Consider the following 21477-nt stretch of genomic DNA (forward strand, 5'->3'; position numbering starts at 1 on the left):
AGGCGCAGGGCTTTTTTTATTGCTTAAAAGTCGTCATCTTGGCTATCTTCAAGGCATTCAGCATTCGGGTTATCCAAAAACTCTTTGAATAAACCGTGCACGACGTTATTCCTGGTAATCAAGCCCACCGGTTTGTTGTCTTCATCGACCACCGGCATATGACGCAGTTGCCGTTTGTTGATTATCTTGGACGCTTCCCGCATGGTGTCATCCGGACGGACCGTATACACCCGAGAAGTATAGCAGCTATCGATCGGATCATTGACCACTGTTTTCAAATAGTAAGGGAAACAGTCGACTTGATACCAACTGCGGATATGGTTAAGCTGTTTGTTTTTCTTCCGAACGTTGTGGACCACATCATCAATGATATCTGCATCCGATAAGATACCTACTAGTTCACCTGTTTTATCCACGATGAAAATCGAACTGATTTTTTCACGGGCAAATATTTGGATGGCATCCCCCACATTTGCCGTATTAATCAGGGTCTTGGGATTTTCAATCATAACATCTTTAACTAAGACCGCCATAATTAGACCTCCTCTTCCTTAATCAAAATGCGAGAGCTGTCGGGAAGGTCTCTTTTCTATTCCGGACTATTTTTTATAGTTATAGAACCCTTCACCGGTCTTAATCCCGAGTTTCTTACCGCGGACCATCTTGCGCAAGAGGGTGTGCGGACGATATTTCGGGTCGCCAGTTTCATTGAAGAGAACTTCCATAACAGCTAGGACAATATCTAAACCAACCAGGTCACCTAAAGCAAGGGGACCCATGGGGTGGTTGGCCCCTAATTTCATAGCCGTATCAATACCTTCAGCAGAAGCTAAGCCGTCAGCATAAATGCCGATGGCTTCGTTAATCATCGGAATCAGGATCCGGTTAACAACAAAGCCCGGTCCTTCTTCAACTTCAACAGGGGTCTTACCGATTTTTTCGGAGATTTCGATGATTTTCTTAGCAGTTTCATCAGGGGTGTTAATCCCTTTGATGACTTCAATCAGTTTCATAACCGGTGCCGGGTTAAAGAAGTGCATCCCAATGACGCTGCGTTCAATATCTGCCCCAATTTCCGTAATGGATAGGGAAGAGGTATTGGTTGCAAAAATGGCATCCGGTTTGCAAATGCCTTCTAAGGCCTTGAAGGTTTCCTTCTTGATTTCCATGTTTTCGATAGCTGCTTCAATGATTAAGTCGCAATCCTTGCAGTCATCCCGCAAGCCGGTGGTGATCCGGTCTAAGATCGCATCAGCAGCGGCTTTCTCCATTTTACCCTTGTCGACCCGCTTCATCAGACCTTTTTCAATTTTAGCCTTACCATTATTGGCAAAGTCCATATTGATATCTGTTAAAACAACTTCAAAGCCTTCTGTTTGTGCAAAGGCTTGTGCAATCCCGGAGCCCATGGTTCCGGCACCGATAACGCCAACTTTCATAATGAGTCCTTCCTTTCCGGCGCTTATGGCGCCACTTGACGATTATATTTACGAACGGTCTGTTCGTATGCAAACTTATTTATTGGTAAAGGTCTTTTCTTTCCGTTTTTCTAGGAAAGCGCCCATACCCTCTGCCTGGTCAGCCGTTTCAAAGCATTTACCGAAAAGGTCGACTTCAATATCTACACCGCTGTCAATATCTGTTTGGATCCCGCGGTTGATGGCTTCCTTGGCGTGGCGGACAGCAATCGGGGCATTCCCGGCAATCCGACCGGCCATTTTTTCAGCTGCCGGCATCAGGTCTGCCAAGGGGTAAACCGCACTGACCAGGCCAATAGCCAGGGCTTCATCGGCCTTGATGTTTTTACCAACCAGGATGAGTTCTTTGGCCTTGGATAAAGAGCCAATCACCCGGGCCAGCCGTTGGGTCCCACCGAAGCCGGGGGTAATCCCCAGGCCAACTTCCGGTTGACCAAACATGGCGTTTTCAGAGCAGAGGCGGATGTCACAGCTCATGGCCAGTTCATTCCCGCCGCCTAAGGCAAAGCCATTGATGGCTGCGATGACGGGAATCGGTAATTTTTCAATTTTACGGAAGATGTCATTCCCCTTACGAGCATATTCTGCCCCTTGGGCCTGGGTCATTTCCTTCATTTCAGCAATATCTGCCCCGGCAACAAAGGCTTTTTCTCCGCCACCGGTAATAATCAGACACCAAACCTCATCAGTATTAATGGCATCAATCGTTTGGTTCAGTTCGTTTAATACTTGAGAACCCAGTGCATTTAAAGCTTTCGGGCGATCAATGGTCAGGGTAGCTACGCGACCCTTGACGTCATATTTAATGAATTCCATGTTTGCCTCCTTATATCCTAAACAATCATGTCTGCCGAAATAAGCAACTTATTCGCGTTCAATAACCGTCGCAGCACCCATACCGCCGCCAATGCAGAGGGTGGCTAAACCACGTTTGGCATCCCGACGCTGCATTTCATAAAGCAGGGTAACGAGGATACGGGCCCCACTGCAGCCAACCGGGTGGCCCAGAGCAATAGCCCCACCATTAACGTTTAATTTATCATTGTCAAAGCCTAAGTCTTTACCAACAGCCACTGCTTGGGCAGCAAAGGCTTCGTTGGCCTCGTACAGGTCAAAGTCTTCGATTTTCAGGCCGGTTCTTTCCAGAACATTCCGGGTCGCAGCCACAGGCCCAATCCCCATGATGGAAGGATCTACGCCGCCCAGGGCACCGTCAACCCAGGTAGCCATCGGGGTAACGCCCAGTTCTTTCGCCTTTTCTTCGCTCATGACGATGACCACTGCAGCCCCGTCATTGATCCCGGAGGCATTAGCTGCGGTGACCACGCCGCCTGCTTTAAAGGCCGGTTTCATCTTAGCGATACCTTCAGCCGTCGTCCCTTCGCGGGGGCCTTCATCGGTATCGAAAACGATGGTTTCTTTTTTCTTCTTGATTTCAATCGGGACAATTTCATCTTTAAACTTGCCATCAGCAATCGCCTTGCAGGCCTTTTGTTGGCTCCAAGCGGCAAATTCATCTAATTCTTCCCGGGTTAAGCCGTATTTTTCAGCGACGTTTTCAGCGGTAATCCCCATGTGGTAGTCATTAAAGGCATCCGTTAACCCGTCTTTAATCATGCTGTCCAAGAGTTGGCCATGGCCCATCCGGTAGCCATAGCGGCCCTTTTGGATGATATAGGGGGAGGCACTCATATTTTCAGCCCCACCGGCAATAATCACATCAGCAGCGCCGGCCTGAATCATAAAGGCAGCCGTATTGACCGCATTTAAGCCGGACCCACATAAAATATTCAAGGTCATAGCCGGTACTTCAACAGGGAGTCCGGCATTCACAGAAGCCTGACGGGCCATGTTTTGCCCTAAACCGGCCTGTAAAACGCAACCTAAAAGCACCTGGTCCACATCGGTCGGCTTAATGCCAGCACGTTTGATTGATTCTTTGATGACATGTGTGGCTAAATCCGTAGCAGATGTATTCGCTAAAGTCCCGCCCATTTTACCAACAGCAGTACGGCAAGCGCCGGCTAAAACGATTTTCTTAGACATAATTTGTCCTCCTTATTTCTAATCTTACTGAACAACAAACGGCCATAAAAACAAACAGCAGATTTATAAGTACATTATAGCAGGTTGTACTGTTAATCACAAGTCCGCTTATTGAATGTATTATTATTATTTAAGTATATTTCATGCTTTTTTATGGAAACTTTTATTAATTTTATTTGAAAAGGACTGTCTTAAATACAACCTATATTATACACCAGTAAAAGTCAGTTGGCTATATTTAAACAGAATTATCAGTATTTTATCCAAAAAAAAGCCGTTTTGCGACTTGCTCAGGTCGACGCGTCACCCAGCGCGGGAGATACCGGATCACCATCCTTTCTGCATCGGCAAAGCCACTGCCACCCCTCCTTTCATATCGCAAGTAAATATATAAATAGGCCGCCCCTAAGGGACGGCTTACATATATTGTTCTAAGCACATAGAGCTGCTGGATTTACGAACAATAATAAGAGCCGAACCCGAAACCCCTATCTTATTCATAAATCTTCCCTCCATCTCAAGGTATTCTTTCTTCACGGTCAGTATAAACCATATGGCCAGCTTTTTCACAAAATCCCGGTAAATCTTCCGTAAAGCCTAGGCCCCACCCCCTTATCCACCGCCGGCAGGCCCCTGCCCTGTATCGGACCTAGCCGCCAACAAAGACGCCTAAAAGCAAGAAATCCCTTGCCATGGCAACCATGACAAGGGATTTCTTATTGACGGGGGCCTTGGCGCATATCGGGTGAAAATTAAAGGATCGAGAAGGGCAAAAAAGCTGGGGCCATTCCAGCATAAACCCTTCCTGCTTGCCAGCTTGCTTATTTCTTGTAAAGTCGACCACTGGTCCTTTAGCCTTCCAGGTTGCGGACCTGGTCGAAGTGGTCCCTGGCTCGGTCGATGGCAGCGCCGCCACCGATGACGCAGATGACGGCTTGGTCCAGGGCCTCGGCCAGGGCCGGGGCCAGGGCCTTGAGACCGGCCGGGTCGGTAGCCAGGGCCTCCTCTTGGCTGGCTTCGATGTCTTCATAGGTCTGGCCGCTGATGAAGAGGCGGAGGGCCAGGAGCCCCTGGCCGGCCGGGGTCCGCTGGGGGTTGAACTTGTCCAGGGTCCCGATGATGAAGGGGGCCAGGCCTTCGGCGTCCATGTCCAGCTGGGCCAGCCAGGACGGCAGGCCGGTGTAGACGTCAACGGTTTTTTCCAGGTTGGGGTCCCGGTAGGAGTAAAGGTTCATGTAGCCCTTCCGGGAGAAGCGGATGCCTTGGCCGTAGGCGCCGCCCTTGGCCCGGATTTCATTGTAGAGGTATTCGTTGCTGATGAGGTTGGCCAGGACTTCCCAACTGCCGGTATAGCCGCCGGGGGCTTGTACCGGGGCGGCCTGGGCCACGTATTGGACGCCGGCGGCCGTCTTGAGGCCTTCGTTTTTAACAACCGGAGCCGGCAGGAAATCGGCCCGGGGGGCCTCATTGACGGGCAAGCGGCGGATGAAGTCTTGAACCGGACCCCGGGCGGCGGCTATGTCTTCGGCGCTGCCGGTCAGGCCCAGGACGACCTGGCGCTTGTCAACCAGGCGGGCGTAGAGGGCGGTGAGCCGGTCGATGAGGGCGTCGCTCTGCTCATTGAAGTGGTCATCCAGGTCCTGGAGGGCAAAGAGGAGGTCCAGGCCGGCGATCCGCTCGGCGTAGGCGCTTTGGGCGGAGATATAGCTCATGGCCCGGGCGGCGGCCACCTGGTGGCCCACCCGGAGGAGGCCGGCTTCGGTCCGGAGGCGGAGCATTTTAATGACTTCATGGAGCCGGGCCTTGTCGGTGAGCTTGGTGTTGTAGAGTTCTTCATAGATTAAGTCCAGGCCGGCGTCCAGGTGGTCGGTGCCCAAAAGCCGAGTGCTGACGGCCAGCTTGGGGTAAGAGCGGCTGCCGTCTTTGAAGTCGCTGTAGATGGCCGGGCTGATGCTGAGCCCGCCGCTGATGAGGTACTCCCTGGTGGAAAGGTCCCGGTAGGTGTAGCGGGAGGTATCCATACTACCGATGAGGGCGGTGAGGAGGGCGTAGTCGCAGAGGTCCTCGGCGCCAATGTGGGCAGCGGAGAAGTAGATATTCAGGTAGAGGATGCCGGAGGCAAAGACGTCATTGGCCAGGAGGGTCCCCTCTTCCAGGGGAATGATCTCCGTAGAGACCCGGGGGATGCTGGCGTCAATGTCATCCAGGGTGAGGACAGGCAGGGTGGCCTTTTCTTCCGGGGTGTCGGCCCGGTTCTGCCGGGCGATGAGCCGGTGGGTTTCATCAACCAGGTCCTGGATTTCCTCCGCAGAGAGGGAGGCCTTGTAGGCGGCCAGCTTGTCGGCGACAGCGGCATCCCGTCGGTCAGTTTTGCCGGCTTCCGGCCGGGCGGTCAGGATGACCTTGTGGGGGCTGTCTAAAATCCGTCGGCGGATTTCCTCGCCCAGGCGGCCGGCTTCAATGTCTGCCCGGAGCTCCCTGAGGGGGGCCTCGTAGTGGAGGGCATCAAAGGGGGACCCGTCATAGAGCCAGCTTTCAAAGGCGTTGATGTAGTAGACGACGCCCCGGGTGCCAAAGCCCTGGCATTCCCGGTAGGCGAATTCGATTTTATTGAGGGAGGCTAGGAGAAGGTCCTGGTCCAGGCCCCCGTCAGCCAGACGGCGGAAGGTGTCTTCGATGACCCGGACGAAGTCCTCTTTGCGAGCGGCATCGGTATCCTTGGCGATGATGCCGAAGGGAATCTGGATGCCATCGGAGGAGAAGGACTGGACGTCGGCGCCGATGCCGGCTTCCTGGAGGGCCTGGCGGATGGGGCCGGCCTGGCTATCGATGAGGGCATCGGTCAGGAGGTCGGCCAGGAACATATCCCGGAGGGAGGTCCGGGTGCCGAAAATCAGGGCGTAGGCCAGTTGATCCTTGCCGGCCTTGTCCTCTTCCGGCGCAGCGGCATAGGTGACTTCCGCCTCTTTAGGAGCCTGGAAGGGGGCCTGGAGATGAAGGCGGCTGTCCACATCCAGGGGGCTGTAATGGGACAGGTATTCTTCATGGATATGGGCCAGCCGGCGGTCCAGGTCGACCTGGCCGTAGAGGAAGATGTAGGCATTGGAGGGGTGGTAGTAGTGGCGGTGGAAGTCCAGGAATTGCTCGTAGGTCAGGTCGGGGATTTCATAGGGGTCCCCGCCGCTTTCCTTCCCGTAGACGGTGTCCGGGTAGAGGGCTTCCAGGATGGCGTTTTGCACTTGGGCATCGGCCCCAGACAGGGCCCCCCGCATTTCATTGTAGACCACACCCCGGTAGGTTAAGGGGTCTTCGGGCTTTTCCAGGTGGTAGTGCCAGCCCTCTTGCAAGAAGATTTCCTTGCTTTCATAGATAGCCGGGTTAAAGACGGCGTCCAGGTAGACATCCATGAGCTGGGTGAAGTCTTTATCATTGCGGCTGGAGACCGGGTAGATGGTTTTATCGGAAAAGGTCATGGCATTCAGGAAGGTGGCCAGGGAGCTTTTCACCAGGTCCATGAAGGGTTCCTTGGTCCGGTATTTCCGACTGCCGTTGAGGACGGAATGCTCCAGGATATGGGCCACGCCGGTGGAATTATCCGAGGGGGTCCGGAAGCCAATACCGAAGGTTTGGTTATCGTCATCGTTGAGGATGGCCAAAAGCTGGGCCCCGCTTTGGTGCTTGAGCAGGAGGCCGCGGCCGGCCAGTTCCGGCAGGGGGCGGTCTTCAATCAGCTGAAAGCCGTATTGTTCATATGCTTGTGTCAAGGATAAACCTCCTTATGAGAAATAGATACGCATGGGGTGTATAAAAGAAGAGGCCTTGCGGCCTCTCAGAAAATCCGGTTGGGGTTGGACGGCTAGCGGGTCCCCCCGCCGCCGCCTCCGCCAAAGCCGCCACCGCCGCCACCAATGGAGGTGAAGCCCCCGCCGCCGGATGAGGCGGTCAGGTCAGGGGCAGTTGCAGCCCGGTAGGCATCGCCCAGGCCGGCAGAAAAGTGGTGTAAGAGGATGATGTCGGTATAATCGATATCGACTTGACGGGCGAGCTCCGGATAGAGGTCTTCCAGGGCCTTGGCCACTTCATCGGCCATGCCGTAAAGGCCGGCCCAGATGAGGAGCTGTTGCCAAAGACCAACTTCGCTGATTTCCCGCTCATCCAGGAGGGTGAAGTCCTCCAGGTAGTTCTTAAAGGTGATGAGCCGGTCAACCAGGCCGGCCCCGGCCTCTGTCAGGCCAATCTGGCTGGTCCGGAAGAGGAATTTCCAGCTTTCGTAAACGGTCACATAACCGGCTTGGTTCATGGCCCGACGGGAGTGGCTTTCCACCCGGTCCCACCAGGCTTCCAAGTCTCCGGCATTTCGCCGGGACCATTTGGCAAATTCCTTGGCCTCCAGGATACCGTCCTGGCCGGCGGCGGAAACGACCATGTCGTAAAATTCCGCCTCCAGACGAGGCAGGGCCCGGTCGCCGGTATAGCCGGCATCCACGACAATGGTGGTCTCGTCCCGCTTGCGGAAGACGCCCCGCTCAACGGTTTGGTGGCCAATCCGCCCTTCAGCCAACCAGGTCAGGAGGTAGGCATTGAAGAGGTCCTCGATTTGAGCCATGTCAAAGGGCCGGAGCATATTGACGATATCTTCCAGGGGGCCCTCATAGGGGATGTCCCGGTAGTACTTGTCCTTGTTCCGGGCCCGGACATCCCGGACATCAATCCGGAAGGGGTTGTCTGACCCGGTGCCGCCCCGGCCGCTCCTGCGGAAGAAGCTATTTAAGAGGAAAAAACCGAAGACACCGGCGATGGCCAGAACTTGGCCGCCCAGGCCAGTCATAAAGCCGCCGTCATCGGCAGAAGTGGGGCCGCCCCCTTCTGTTCCTCCACTGCCGTAAGAGGAACCCTCCTTAGCCTGGGCCTCTTGGTCAGCCAGGGTCATGTCCTGGGTCAGGCCGGGCTGGAAGGGCTTATCCGGAAACTGGAATAAGAGGGTGATGTGGTTGGACGGGCTCAAGGGCGACCGGGCCTGGCCGGTGACCCGGCCATCCTGGTCAAAGTTGACCTGGCCTTCAAAGCCAAAACCCCAGATCTTGCTATTGTCCGCGCTCATCGGAAAGGGGGCCCGGACTTCCAGGCTGGCCCTTTCCGGCGGGGTGTTGGTATCTGAATTGTAGAAGGTCCAGAACATGGACTGGCCGTCGGCCAGTTGGCGGACAATGCCGTGGACGGTGTAGTGGACGGTGTAGGTGTGGTCCCCGTCGGCGCCCAGGCCCCAGCAGAGTTCCACCCCGTCTTCTTTTTCGATGATGCCGCTTTTGCCGGCCTTTTCTTCCCGGCTGGCGTTGACATCCCAGGCGGTGCCGAGGTCGGTAAAGGGCTGCCCCTTTTCTTCCACCCGGAAGTCGGTTATTTTAGCCCCCTGGAGCTGGCCCAGGGCAATGTAGGCCTCGGTGCCCTCGTCAACGGTCAGCTGGCGACGTTCGGTCACCTGGGCGCTGCCGTCCGGCTGGAGAACGACCGACAGCTGCCAGTCGGTCAGGTCGTTGGCCCGGGCCGGCTGGGCCCCCAGGGCCAGGAGACCGAGGGTCAAGAGGCCAACCAGGCCTAGGGCCAGGCTACGGCGACAGAACTCCCTCAAGCGTTCCATGAGGGGGTCTCTGCCTTTTCAGGGCTATTTTCAAAGTAGCGTTCCTGGCTGAAGTTGAAGAGGCCGGCAATAATATTGCTCGGAACCTGCTGGATGGTCCGGTTGTACTTGGTGACGGTGTCATTGTAGACCATCCGAGACTGACGGACCTGATTTTCATACTTGTCGACGGCGCCCATGGATTGCTGGTAGACAGATGAGGCCTTTAAGTCCGGGTAGGCTTCGGCCACAGCGTTGATATTGGCCATGGCCCGGCCGAAGAGCTGGTTATCCTGTTCGACATCAGCGACGGTGGATTGGGATGTGACCCGGCTCCGGGCCTCGGTGACGGACTTAAAGGTGTCCGCCTCATGGCCGGCGTACTGACGAGTTGCCTCGATTAAGCTTTTGAGGGCGTCCCAGCGGCTCTCAATCTGGGCGGCAATCTGGCCCATGGCATTGCGAACCAGCTCCCTTTCCTTGACCAGGCGGTTATAGACACCGATCCCCCAGATGACCAGTAAAACGCCGAGCAAAACAATCCCGGCAACAATGATTAAACCCATAGATATACCCATAATCTTCCTCCTTTTTAGATCAAGTCATTTTAATATCATCTATATACCCACATTTTGACAGCCCTACTGGGACCTGTAAAGGGGTCTTTTAATGATTTTACCGGCTGCCGGCAGCATTTTCTTGACCTTTTCTTTCTCATTCGATATAATTATATATTACTGACAGATGACAACCGGCCCCGGCGACTGCCCGGCCGGCAAATGGATGAACCCACAGGCTGCGCTGGTACTCAGAAAAGCTGAGTAGATAGGGCTATTTTTTTTGCTCTCATTTTCCGGCCGCCCGGGTTAACCTTTGATATAAAGCAAGAAAGGGGTCTTTTACTTGAGTCAATTTTCCCTCACAAGAGATGAGAAACTCTCCCTGGGCCTGGGCCTTTTAGGGGTATTTATCGCTTCTCTGAACCAAACCATTTTATCGCCGGCCCTGCCCTCTATTATGCGAACCATGGGGATTACCGCCAGCCAGGGCCAGTGGTTTACGACGATCTTTCTTTTAACCAACGGGATCATGATCCCCATCACCGCTTACTTGACGGAGCGTTTTCGCTTTCGCCAGCTCTACTTAACGGCCATGGCCATCTTTACCGCCGGCACCCTCCTGGCCGGGGTCAGCAGCCAATTTTGGCAGTTGGCCGCAGCCCGGGTCCTCCAGGGGATGGCCTTCGGGATCTTGATGCCCCTTATCATTAACTTTGTCATGGCTATCTTCCCCTCCCACAAGCGGGGGGTGGCCATGGGCTATGTGGGGATTATCTTCAGTGCGGCGCCGGCCGTTGGCCCGCCCCTGGCCGGCCTGGTCATTGATAGCTATGGCTGGAACCGGATGTTTTTAGTCCTGGTGCCCTTTTTGCTGGGGGACATCCTCCTGTCCCTGGTCATTATGCCCAAGGGGGGCGAGACCTCCCGGCCGGTCTTGGATATTCCTTCCATCTTTTTATCCAGCCTGGGCTTTGGGGCCCTCCTCTATGCCTTTTCCATTTCCGGAACCCAGGGCTGGCTGAGCCCGATTGTCATCGGAGGGACGGCCTTTGGCCTGGTCATGACCTGGCTCTTTCTCCGCCGGCAGGAAAGGATTGACCACCCCCTCCTCCGGGTGGATGTCTTTAGTCAACGGCAGTTCAGCATTGGGACCGTCCTCAGTATGCTGGTCAATGCCGGGATGATTGCCGGGACCATTGCCACGCCAATCTACCTCCAGCAGGTGCTGGGCTATTCGGCCTTTAAGTCCTCCCTGGTCATGCTGCCGGCCTTTATCTTTTCTATTTTTGCCTCACCGGCTATTGGGTCCTTCTTTGACCGGCGGGGGCTCCGGGGTCTGGCCATTACGGGCTTTATAATCCAGCTGGCCGCCACCCTCCTCTTCCTGACCTTTACGGCAGAGTCCCCCTTCTGGTATCTGTCCATGATTTATACCGCCCGGGTGGTCGGCATCACCCTGGTCATGAGCCCCTTGAACACCTGGAGCTTAAACGCCCTGCCCCAGCAGCTCGTTAGCCATGGCAACGCCTTTTCTGCGACCCTCCGTCAGGTGGCTGCCTCTTTGGGGACAGCGGTCATCATCAGCATTATGACCATGGTCACCATGGCCAACAGCAACCTGGGGACCACCCTGGCCACCCTGAAGGGCTTCCATATGGCCTTCTTAGGAAATGCCGCCCTCATTGCGGTAGCCCTGGTCATGGTCATTAGCCAGGTGAAAAAAGAAGATGTCATTCGTTAAATAAAAGGCAAAGCCGACCGGCTCAAAAATGGCCCTAGCGGACAGATCCGTTAGGGTATTTTTGAGCCGGTCGGCTTTTATTAACTTAATAAGAGGTCAATAAGGTCATCAATGGTAATCCGGTAGAAGGCCCGGTCCATCCCGGCGGCGGCCAGGGCCCGGCGCAGGGGGCCTTCTTCCAGGGGCAAGCCCTGGAGAACATCCGGCAGCCGGTCGGCTGCTTCGGTGGCGAAAATATCCCCACCGACCTGACAATCGCTGATGCGGCCCTTATCCAGGCTCAGGGCCAGGCGGAGCCGGCCACCGGCCAGGCGGCGGCTCTTGACGATTTGGCTGGCCGGGTTTTTGCCATAGGTATGGGCCGGGGCCGCAAAGCGGTTGGCCGCTAGGTCGGCAATGGCGGCTGCATCGGTCGGGCTGATTTCAATGACCGGGCCACCGCCGCAGAGATGGCGGCGAAGACAGGTCATGACATCGGTAATGCCGGTACCCGCCGGGAGAAATTCGGATAGGTTGGCCACCCGGTCCCGGACGCTGGAAATGGCCTTGGAGGCCAGTTTTTCGTAGTCGACGGTGGTGGCGGCGGTCATGACTTCAATATCCGTATCCACCAGGATGGACCCATGGTGGACGGTGGTCCCTTTGATCTTATACTGGGCGTTGCCGCTGATTTTGCGGCCGTCAACGGTCAGGTCATTCCGGCCCTTGAAATCGGCCTGGACGCCCAGCTCGGCCAGGGCGGCACAGACCGGCCGGATAAAGTGGTCAAAGCTGATTTGCTCTGAATGCCCGGGGACAATGTAGCCAAACTGGACCGCCCCGGGATCGGTATAAATAGTCCCGCCGCCGGAGGGCCGGCGGACAATGTGCAGGCCATGGTCAGCGGCATAGCGGGTATTGATTTCCTGGGCGGTGTTTTGGTACTTACCGATCATGAGGGTGGGCTCTGTCCGCCAGAGCATGACCACCGGTTCTTCCAGGGGCACGGCGGTGGCGAAGTGGTATTCGGTGGCAAAGTGCCGGTAGGGGTCCAGGCCCGGGCTGTCCAGGTAGCGCATTAGGCCTCCCTCCCGGCCCGGTAGGCGGCCAGGGCCCGGTAGGATGACCGGACCAGGGGGCCGGAAACCACATAGCGAAAGCCCAGGGCCTTGGCCGTTTCGGCCCAGGCTTCAAAGGCCTCCGGGGTCACATAGCGGTCAACGGGCTGGTGGGCCGGACTGGGCTGGAGGTACTGGCTGATAGTTACAATATCACAGCGGACCCGGCGGAGGTCCGCCAGAAGGGCCCGAACTTCATCATCATTTTCGCCCAAACCCAACATAAAGCCGCTCTTGGTCAAGCCCTCCGGCAACCGGTCCTTGCTCCGGGCCAGGACTTCCAGGGACCGTTCATATTTGGCCCCGGGCCGGATGGTCGGGTAGAGGCGGGGAACCATTTCCACATTGTGGTTGAGGACATCCGGCTTAGCATCTAAAACCGTTTGCAGGGCGGCCGGGTCGCCGCCCAGGTCGCTAATCAGAACTTCAATGCTGACTGCCGGGTTGGTCTCGCGGATGGCCCGGACGGCCTGGGCCATATGGGCCGCCCCACCGTCAGCCAGGTCATCCCGGGTCACCTGGGTGAGGACCACATGGTCCAGCTGCATGTCCTTGACGGTTTCGGCCAGCTGGGCCGGTTCTTCCGGGTCCGGGGCCTGGGGCCGGCCGCCGCCAACTTGGCAAAAGCGGCAGTTCCGGGTGCAGACATCGCCCAGGAGGATAAAGGTGGCTGTGCCGCTCTCATAGCATTCCCCCCGGTTGGGGCAGTGGGCCTCCTGGCAAACAGTATGCAGGCCCTTGGCCTGGAAGTTTGCAGTCAAACGATCCACTGAAGCCGGCTTATAGCGGACCTTGAGCCAGGCGGGTTTTTCAGTCATGGTAGTCTACCTCGGCCAGGTCGGTCCCGTAGGCCACCCGGTCACCGGCCTCTACCAGCTGCCGGACCAGGGTCCCGGCCCGGTCCGATTCGATTTGGGCGACAACCTTGTCTGTCTCGACTTCGAAAAGGGCTTCGCCGGCAGAAAAGTCAGCGCCCTCCTCGACCAGCCAGTCACACAAAAGGGCATCCTTCATATCATCACTTAATTGTGGCATTTTTACTGTTTCCATCTCTTCCCCTCCTAAAATAGTTCCGGCGCCAGACCATCCAAGTCCGGAAAGGCCTCCAGGGCCCGGGCCAGGTCACTCCGTTTCACCCTAACGCCCCGTAGGGCCAGGGCCGCTTGCGGATGGTTCGGCTCAAATGAAATGGTTTCGATACAGCCCCGCTTGGCCCGGTAGGTCACCGTTAGGGGGGCGCCCCGCCAGAGCATCATCCGGCGGAAGGTAAAGGCCGGGCCCCGGGCAATGGTCCAGGCCCAGGTCCGGTACTTTTGCTCGGCCAGGTCGCGGATGGCGGCCAGGTCGTCCGGGCTTAATTCAACCCTGGTCAGGGGACCGTAGGTCCGGTCCAACTCGGCCAGGAAGGCCTGCATGAAGGCCTCGGTATCGGCAAAGGGTTCGGCCATCCACTGGCGGATATTGGTCACCGGGGCCGGTCGGGAGGCGGTGGCCCGGCTATCAACAAAGACCCGCTTGCCATTGGCCAGTTGGCGGAGCTTATCCAGGTTCGTATCATAGAGCAGGGTGCCATGGTGCCAGACCCGGTCGGCGGCGATTTTTTGCGCATTGCCGCTGATCTTGTAATCCCCAAGCATGAGTTCACTAATGCCCTCCATCCGGGCCTCAATGCCCAGGGCGCGGAGGATGGCCACCACCGGCTGTAAAAAGCGGGCGTAGTCAATGTGCTTGCCTCTAGCCGGGGCCATAAAGGTGTAGTTGACATTGCCGGCGTCATGGTAGACAGCGCCGCCGCCGGTTGGCCGCCGGACAACGGCCACCTTTTCCCGGGCGGCCAGGGTCAGGTTGGTTTCGGCCGGCACACACTGGCCGGCGCCGCAAACCACAGCGGGTCCGTTCCGCCAGAGGAGGAAGTTGACCCCCTCCCGGTAGTGGTTAAATATGTATTCTTCATAGGCCTGGTTAAAATACGGATCCATGGATTCATTATAAAAAAAACGCACCGGACTCCCCTCCTAGGCTTTTATTATAACCCAGGGGAAAGTCCGGTAGCAAGTCAATCGGAACATATTTTCGTTTTTATGGTCAGGCGGCTGGCCCCAGGCTTACAGGTCCAGGCTGAAATTATCGATGAGCCGGGCCTTGCCGAAACGGACGGCCAGGGCCACCAGGATGGGCCCTTCCAGCCGGTCGATGGGCACAATGGTATCCCGGTGGACGGCCTGGATGTAGTCAATCTCCGCCAGGGGCTCGGCGCTGATCCGGTCTTCCAGGAAGGCAATGATGGTCCGGGCATCTCTTTCCCCGGCCAGAATCTTCTCCCGGGCCTCTTCCAGGGCCCGGTGGAGGATGGGGGCCGCAGCCCGCTCTTCGGCGGTCAGATAGACATTCCGGGAGCTCTTGGCCAGACCGTCGGCCTCTCGGACGATGGGGCAGCCGACAATATGCACCGGAATGGCCAGGTCGGCCACCAGCCGGCGGATAACGGCCAATTGCTGGGCGTCCTTTTGGCCAAAGTAGGCCCGGTCGGCCCCAGTCAGAAGGAAGAGCTTGGTGCAAACCGTTGCCACCCCCCGGAAGTGGATGGGCCGGGACCGGCCGCAGAGCTCAGCACTCACGCCTTCCACATTGACATAGGTGCTGTAGCCGGCCGGGTACATGTCTTCCGGCGCCGGGGCAAAGACGGCGGCAGCCCCATGACGGGCGGCCAGGGCCACATCTCTGGGCAGGTCCTTGGGGTAGGCCTCCAGGTCTTCGCCGGCGCCGAACTGGGTGGGGTTGACGAAAACGCTGACGACCACCCGGTCATTATCAGCGGCAGCCCGGTCAATCAGGCTCACATGGCCCTCATGGAGGTAGCCCATGGTGGGGACCAGACCAATGCTGCACCGGCTTTTCCGCCAGTCGGCCATGAGGCTGCGTAAGTCGTCAAGGGAATGGACAACAGGGATGGGAAAATCAGTCATGCTAGGCCTCGCTTTCCTGGCTTTGGGCCAGGGCTTGGTCCACCAAGGCCTGGTCCATATCAAACTGTTCAGCTGCATTAGGGAAGGACCGGTCCCGAACGGCCCGGGCGTAGTCCTGGAAGGCCCGGGTCATGGCCTCTCCAATATGGGCAAAGGGGCGGACAAACTTAGGCACAAAGTCGGTGTACATGCCCAGCATATCCTGATAGACCAGGATCTGGCCGTCACAGTCGGGTCCGGCGCCGATCCCGATGGTGGGAATATCTAATAAGTCAGTAATGGCCTTGGCCAGGGGGGCGGGCACACATTCAATGACCACGCTGAAGGCCCCGGCGGCCTGGACGGCCTTGGCATCTGCAATGAGGGCCAGGGCGGCGTCCAGGTTCTTTCCCTGGACCTTAAAACCACCCAAGGCATGGATGGACTGGGGCGTCAGGCCAATATGGGCCTGGACCGGGATTCCGGCGGCCACAATGGCCCGGATTTGCTCGGCCACCGCCCGGCCTCCTTCCAGCTTGACTGCGTCGGCACCGCCTTCCTTAATCAGGCGGCCGGCATTGGTCACCGCATCATAGACGCTGGTCTCATAGGACAGGAAGGGCATGTCGCAGACCACTAAGAGGTCCGGGGCGCCCCGGGTCACCGCCTGGCAGTGGTGGATCATGTCTTCCATGGTCACCGGTAGGGTATTGGGGTAGCCCAGGATGGTATTGCCCAGGCTGTCGCCGACCAGGATACTGTCTATGCCGGCACCGTTCATGAGTTTTGCAGTGGAATAATCGTAACAAGTGAGCATCGTCAAGGGTCTCTTCTTAGCTTTGGCTTCCGCAAAGGTCTGAACCGTTGTTGGCATGATTGCTCCTCAACTCCTTTTCCAGGTCAGTCGTATCCCGCCCGGGGTCCCGGTCCCGGAGGAGCGGCAATACGGCTAGGGATAAGCTGCGGTAGACGGCCAGGCCCCGGGAATCGTCAGCCAGCGCTGTCAGGTGGGCCCTAACGGTCGAAAGGTCATTTCGCTCCATTGGGCCGGTCAGCACCGCTGCCGGGCCTTGGTCAGCAAGGGCTTGGGCATTATGGATAAAGAGAGGGGCCAGGGCGGCCAGGGCCAGGTCCGGGGCAAAGCCGCAGGCTTCCAGCTGCCGGGCTGCTTCCCCGTAAAGGCCGCAGACCAGGTTGCTGGCCATGACACAGGCCGCATGATAGCGGGTCTTATCTCCTGCGCTGATTTCAACCAGCCGGTTACCGGGCGCCTCCATCAGGGTCCGCAAGCGGTCACAGGCCGCCCGGTCACCTTCCAGGCTAAAGACCGCCGCCTCCAGGGGGGCCAGGTCCATGTCCACCGCCGAAAAGGCAATGATCGGGTGGAGACTGGCCGCCTGCCAGGCTGCCCCTGCCGGTTTCAGGACCGCATGGGACAGGCTCCCGCTCAAGTGGACCAGGGTGTGTCCCTCGCCCAGGTAGGGGGCCAGGGCTTCCGCCATAGCCGGGATGACGCCGTCCGGCGTGGCAACCACCAAAAGGTCACAGGCCGCGGCCAGGCCCGCCAGGTCCGTAAAGGCCCGGCTTCCGGTCAAGCCGGCCGCCCGGTCCGCATGGGCTTTAGTCCGGCTGTAATACCCGGCCGGCGCCAGCCCATAGGCAGCCAGGTACCGGCCCAAAACCGTCCCGGCCTTCCCGGCCCCAATAATACCCCAAGTCATACACTCACCTCCATCTATACCCTAGAATACCTTACCGCCCCCTATCCTGCAAGGCATAAATCAGCCCGAATCCTGCAGCCAAGAGCTTTGCCCATCAAAAAAGGGGGCAGCCTGACCGGCTACACCCTTTTTCAATCCCTTATTTTTCTTCAGGGGACAAGTTTTCTTCACAGAATAGTTTAATACACTTTTCAACCATTTGCCCGTCATAATCTTTGGCAATCCCGGAAGCCAACCAGTAAGCGTAAGGCCCTTGGTCATACTGGGATAATTGGTCCCGGTCACTGCCATAACGGAATTCGATATGGTAGGTCTTTTCAGGCGTATCCGGGGCGATAAAGAAGTAGCGGAATTCCCCGGCTTCAGGGGCATCGCTTTCGTAAATATAAAGGCCCCGCTGGTCTTCCTTGCCAACATAATGGTACTTATGCTTGAAAACTTCCTGGCCGGCCGCGTCCAGCCCACTGATTTCATCGCCCTTAAAGGTGATGGTCTCGATGTTTTGTGTAAAGTCACAGTGGTAGGCACTGGCTTCCGGATTATCCTGGTAGGCCTGGACCGCCTCCTCGCCATAAATGGGCGCGGTAACCATGCCCCGCAATTTCTCATAAGCAGCCTGGGCATTGGCTTCCCCGGCAAATGCCTTACAATATTTCAGCCATAGATCTTGGTATTGATCCGCTAAAATAACCGGCCACAACTCCTGGTAAGACCCTTCCAGGTCGGCAAGCAGTTGCTTGGCCCTGGCCTGGTCACCGTCTTCCGCTTGCCTTGTCTCCGCCCGGCTGCTGACCTGGGCAGAGCTGTCCGCTGTACTTGTGGCCTGGTTGCCACAACCGGTCAAGGCCGAAACAGACAAGAGACCTGTCAAGAGCAGGGCAATTAATTTTCTTTTGAGCATGAGAATCCTCCTTCAGCAACAGTTAGCTTTAACTAATTGTCCCCAGTATAAAGGAGTTCCGTGCAGAAGACCATGACTAAAAAGACCCTTCTATCCATTCGGACATTTTCTAAACTGACTGGGCGAAAGGCCATATACACTGCGAAAGGCAGAAGAGTATTTATTGGGATTTTTGTAGCCGACCCGGTCTGCGATTTCTGCAATAGATAGCTGCCCCTCCCGCAAGAGCTTTTCGCTATACTGCAAGCGGTAGGTCCGCCAATAATCATAAATCGAAGTCCCATACATTTCCCGAAAGCATTTTTTGAGGAGCGTTGGCGACATGTGAAAGCGGCTGGCCAAGGCCTCAATGGTTTCATGCCGGTCTAAGCTAGCAACCATATAATCCCGCACCTGGCGAACCGTGGCCACCTGGTCACTGGAAAAATACTGGCGGTCAGGGCAGTCCTCTTTAGCCAGGTCCTTAATGAATAAAAGCAACTCAATAATCTTGATGCGGGCATAGTCCAGACGGAATTGAGATTGGTAGGCATACAATTCCGTAAAGATATGGTGAATCATATCATTCGCGCGAACAATATGATAGGGCTTGCTTTCTGAAAACTGCCGGATGGCCCTACAGTCCACAGCAAAGGTCCTTGAAAAAAGCGCCTGCCATTCTTCACTCATCGCTGAAAAATCCAGGGCCACAGTGATACCGTGGTAATGGCCTGTAGGAAAAATAGAAGCATGGTTATTTTTTTCTAAAAGGCAGAGGGCCAGGTCACCGGCCGACATATAACAATAGCAACGTTTTGTAAAGGCACATTCACACCGCCCCTCCCGGCAATAATTAATTTCCAGGAGATTCGGCTTACCTTGGCCCTCTTTTTGGCAATACTCCATATGGAGGTCATTATAGATCAGTTCTATCCCGGGAAATATGGCATGGCCGGTAATGGTCCCTCTGCCCGTTTCATTCTTCAGCTGGACCACCTTCCCTGGAAGCACTTTTTCCGCCTCTAGCACACCATCATAAAGCGCCACACTTTTGAGCACAAATCCACCTCTTTTTCATACAACCACCTTCCACGGCAGGCGGAAAATTTATTATATGTTTATATTATAACCAATTAGGCCAAATAGCCAGTTTTTTCTAGCCGTATTAGCATCAAGCAAGCAGACCCGTTGGCAGCCTAGAGAGAACTAAGCTGGAAAAAGGCAGCGTCTAGGCGATTGGTAAGCTGATACAGTCGCAGGTAAAACCGGCAGGGCATGCTTATTCACACTTACTGACCGCAAGAGTCTCTACCTACTTTGTCGGAAGATTCCAAAGAAGAACGCACAATGCGTTAAGCAAGCCATAATTGAACTATTGAAGAGCGAGCCCCTTCATAGCATTACGCCTGATAGAGGGAAAGACTTTTCGAAATATCCTGAGATATCCTGACAACTTTCTCATGTTGAATTCTACTTTCCCCTGCCTCATCATCCATGGCAAAGAGGAACCAATGAAAATACAAATGGACTATTAATAGAATACTTTCCAAAGACGAAAGATATAGACCAAACGGATGGCTATGTTGAAGCTAAAATAGAAAAGATGAATCGTCGTCCACGTAAATGTTTAAACTGGAAAACACCTTATGAAGTTTATCATTCAGTAGAGTTGCACTTGACTTGATACTTCAAGAGTAAATAAAAAGCACATAGGTGAAAGCCCATGTGCCTAAACAAAATAGATCAGTTAGCCTTATCTATAGTAGACGTAAATATCTCATAAAATTGAGAATTAAGCATAATAATGAGTCAGATGAATTTTATAAGTTGTTCCTTCTATCTTCGGATTATACCTACTGCTAAAGTTACCATAGTAGTTATGTGTATGTGCTGTCACTATAGGGTCTCCTCCAGGCGATAAAACTACACAAGCATGGTTATAATCCGAGTGCCCTCGCAAACGCATTTGAATAATATCTCCAGTTTTCAAGTCCTGATAACGGCCATACCCTACAGCTTGAGGACCTTCCGCCTCCGTATTGTTAATAAAGTAGTCTCGAAAGTCGCGTACAACTGTCCATGATTTAGAGTAACCTGGCCAAGAAGGGTAGTGGAAAAACCATTGATATTTTCCTGAGTAATCCATAACTGCCCCTCCAGCCCTCACTACATTTGAAGCATAATTTGTGCAGTCACCACGAGAAAAAGTTGGTGCATTATTCCAATTATTCATTTGATAACTATACATGGCAGAGCGGTTGAAGGAGCGTTGAGTATATGCCTGTAATCCAATCTTCACTCTATTTTGATTTGATTTTACTAATTTTATGCGATTATTTTCTACAGCCAACCTATCCCTTTCCTCGTTAGCTTGTTCGATCTCATCCTTATGGGTCTCATAGTCCGCTTGTGCTTGTTGAAAAAAAGTACGCGTTTCTTGAACTCCTTGAATGATATTTGTTACATCTAAATCTTGGATATCAGAAACATAGCTATTCATATTATAATCCTTGAAAGCTTTTATATCACAAATAATATTCGGATGAGTACAACTCCCAGAATAATCATCAGCAATCGCTTTCTGTACTTTCCACTGTTCACCCTCTTTCACTAATATCAGCCGGTACAAATTTTGTCGCGAAACATTAATCTCGTTACTTGGATACGTAGCCTGATATTCCATCGTATCCAAAAAAATATCTAAGCACCCGCTTCCGATATTTGTTAATTCTTTATTCTGCACGGTAAAATCAATCAAATGACAACCTTTTATCGTACCATTTGCACGAATAGTTTTGCGGATAGCAACTAACTCTCGCAAGGCATCTGCGTCTTTGGCCAGATAAGGAGCAGGATCTTCTTCTGAGGCACCATCCGATAAACAATTCTTTACGAAAGAAACAGCAACATCTTCAGCAGCCTTTTGGTCCAAAATAGTTATTTCATCAGGATCACTATGAGCGAAATCATCAGCAAATAAAGGAAAAAACGCAATGCCAATACATATACCCATTCCTAAAAGCAAAAGCATAATCTTTTTTTCCTTATTCATTTTTTTCATCCTTTCATCTGCATTTCTAACCCACACAAGACGCAGACCTCATACCTATAATTGGAACCCTAGTATAATTATACTCTAAGTTATTTCCTTGTCAATCTCAATTTTTTTAAAATTTTATTATTTCCCCTCCCTGCAAAATCACCTACAAATAATAAATATAAAAGATCCCACCCGCGACACCAGCCGGCCATCATCGTCAGATGATGGATGCGGCGGTCTACAGAAAGGAAGGCCGGGTAAAAGAAAAAAGCCTAGGAACGGTTGCTCCTAGGCTTAATAAACTAAACAGACAAACAAGGTAAATATCATTTTTGTAACGGTTCTCCGTTAC

Annotated in this window: 18 protein-coding genes and 1 pseudogene; 2 read left to right on the forward strand and 17 right to left on the reverse strand. The window is 54.6% G+C overall.

What is annotated here, in order from left to right; all coding sequences use genetic code 11:
* Positions 1 to 23 precede the first annotated feature (23 nt).
* The 7 genes from ACLGL1_RS08975 to ACLGL1_RS09005 form a co-directional block, all read right to left on the reverse strand.
* A complete protein-coding gene (locus ACLGL1_RS08975) occupies positions 24 to 533 on the reverse strand; it encodes an HPP family protein (RefSeq protein WP_411008336.1) in 510 nt (169 codons plus the stop codon).
* Positions 534 to 599: 66 nt separating this feature from the next.
* Positions 600 to 1439: a 3-hydroxyacyl-CoA dehydrogenase NAD-binding domain-containing protein gene (locus tag ACLGL1_RS08980; protein WP_411008337.1), complete on the reverse strand. Its 840-nt coding sequence runs from the start codon at positions 1437 to 1439 to the stop codon at positions 600 to 602.
* 75 nt (positions 1440 to 1514) lie between these two features.
* Positions 1515 to 2294, reverse strand: a complete 780-nt coding sequence (locus tag ACLGL1_RS08985; protein WP_411008338.1) for an enoyl-CoA hydratase-related protein — start codon at positions 2292 to 2294, stop codon at positions 1515 to 1517.
* A 48-nt stretch (positions 2295 to 2342) separates the two neighbouring features.
* Positions 2343 to 3524, reverse strand: a complete 1182-nt coding sequence (locus ACLGL1_RS08990) for an acetyl-CoA C-acetyltransferase (RefSeq protein WP_411008339.1) — start codon at positions 3522 to 3524, stop codon at positions 2343 to 2345.
* 851 nt (positions 3525 to 4375) lie between these two features.
* The gene (locus ACLGL1_RS08995) at positions 4376 to 7288 is read right to left on the reverse strand and encodes an insulinase family protein (RefSeq protein WP_411008340.1); all 2913 of its coding nucleotides are present in this window, start codon (positions 7286 to 7288) and stop codon (positions 4376 to 4378) included.
* A 92-nt stretch (positions 7289 to 7380) separates the two neighbouring features.
* Positions 7381 to 9162 carry a DUF2207 family protein gene (locus ACLGL1_RS09000; RefSeq protein ID WP_411008341.1) on the reverse strand — a complete coding sequence of 594 codons (1782 nt, stop codon included), beginning with the start codon at positions 9160 to 9162 and terminating at the stop codon, positions 7381 to 7383.
* A complete protein-coding gene (locus ACLGL1_RS09005; protein WP_411008342.1) occupies positions 9150 to 9719 on the reverse strand; it encodes a LemA family protein in 570 nt (189 codons plus the stop codon). The genes ACLGL1_RS09000 and ACLGL1_RS09005 overlap by 13 nt, the downstream gene beginning before the upstream one ends.
* Before the next feature lie 325 nt (positions 9720 to 10044).
* Between ACLGL1_RS09005 and ACLGL1_RS09010 the strand changes: the two genes are divergently transcribed.
* Complete coding sequence (locus tag ACLGL1_RS09010) at positions 10045 to 11442, forward strand: MDR family MFS transporter (RefSeq protein ID WP_411008343.1); 1398 nt, start codon at positions 10045 to 10047, stop codon at positions 11440 to 11442.
* A gap of 80 nt (positions 11443 to 11522) precedes the next feature.
* Here ACLGL1_RS09010 and ACLGL1_RS09015 read toward each other — a convergent pair whose 3' ends face one another.
* From ACLGL1_RS09015 to ACLGL1_RS09055, 9 genes are all read right to left on the reverse strand, one after another.
* Entirely contained in the window at positions 11523 to 12500 is a 978-nt protein-coding gene (locus ACLGL1_RS09015) for a lipoate--protein ligase (RefSeq protein ID WP_411008344.1), read from the reverse strand.
* Positions 12500 to 13357 (reverse strand): lipoyl synthase, encoded by an 858-nt coding sequence (lipA, locus tag ACLGL1_RS09020; protein WP_411008345.1) that lies wholly within the window; start codon positions 13355 to 13357, stop codon positions 12500 to 12502. Before lipA ends, ACLGL1_RS09015 begins: the two co-directional genes overlap by 1 nt.
* A complete protein-coding gene (locus ACLGL1_RS09025) occupies positions 13350 to 13589 on the reverse strand; it encodes a lipoyl domain-containing protein (protein WP_411008346.1) in 240 nt (79 codons plus the stop codon). Before ACLGL1_RS09025 ends, lipA begins: the two co-directional genes overlap by 8 nt.
* 11 nt (positions 13590 to 13600) lie before the next feature.
* Entirely contained in the window at positions 13601 to 14542 is a 942-nt protein-coding gene (locus ACLGL1_RS09030) for a biotin/lipoate A/B protein ligase family protein (RefSeq protein WP_411008347.1), read from the reverse strand.
* 102 nt (positions 14543 to 14644) lie between these two features.
* Positions 14645 to 15490 (reverse strand): pantoate--beta-alanine ligase, encoded by an 846-nt coding sequence (gene panC, locus ACLGL1_RS09035; RefSeq protein ID WP_411008353.1) that lies wholly within the window; start codon positions 15488 to 15490, stop codon positions 14645 to 14647.
* Positions 15491 to 15506: 16 nt separating this feature from the next.
* Entirely contained in the window at positions 15507 to 16358 is an 852-nt protein-coding gene (gene panB / locus ACLGL1_RS09040; RefSeq protein WP_411008348.1) for a 3-methyl-2-oxobutanoate hydroxymethyltransferase, read from the reverse strand.
* Positions 16318 to 17205 (reverse strand): Rossmann-like and DUF2520 domain-containing protein, encoded by an 888-nt coding sequence (locus ACLGL1_RS09045; protein ID WP_411008349.1) that lies wholly within the window; start codon positions 17203 to 17205, stop codon positions 16318 to 16320. Before ACLGL1_RS09045 ends, panB begins: the two co-directional genes overlap by 41 nt.
* 139 nt (positions 17206 to 17344) lie before the next feature.
* Positions 17345 to 18106 carry a hypothetical protein gene (locus ACLGL1_RS09050; protein ID WP_411008350.1) on the reverse strand — a complete coding sequence of 254 codons (762 nt, stop codon included), beginning with the start codon at positions 18104 to 18106 and terminating at the stop codon, positions 17345 to 17347.
* A gap of 90 nt (positions 18107 to 18196) precedes the next feature.
* A complete protein-coding gene (locus ACLGL1_RS09055) occupies positions 18197 to 19144 on the reverse strand; it encodes a helix-turn-helix domain-containing protein (RefSeq protein WP_411008351.1) in 948 nt (315 codons plus the stop codon).
* Positions 19145 to 19295: 151 nt separating this feature from the next.
* Here ACLGL1_RS09055 and ACLGL1_RS09060 point away from each other — a divergent pair.
* Positions 19296 to 19769 (forward strand): annotated as a pseudogene (locus ACLGL1_RS09060) (IS30 family transposase); the annotation flags it as partial.
* 108 nt (positions 19770 to 19877) lie between these two features.
* Here the strand turns inward: ACLGL1_RS09060 and ACLGL1_RS09065 are convergent.
* Entirely contained in the window at positions 19878 to 21137 is a 1260-nt protein-coding gene (locus tag ACLGL1_RS09065; RefSeq protein WP_411008352.1) for an amidase domain-containing protein, read from the reverse strand.
* Between the last annotated feature and the right edge of the window lie 340 nt (positions 21138 to 21477).

The sequence above is a fragment of the Peptococcus simiae genome (genome assembly GCF_046569735.1).
Lineage (GTDB): Bacteria > Bacillota > Peptococcia > Peptococcales > Peptococcaceae > Peptococcus > Peptococcus simiae_A.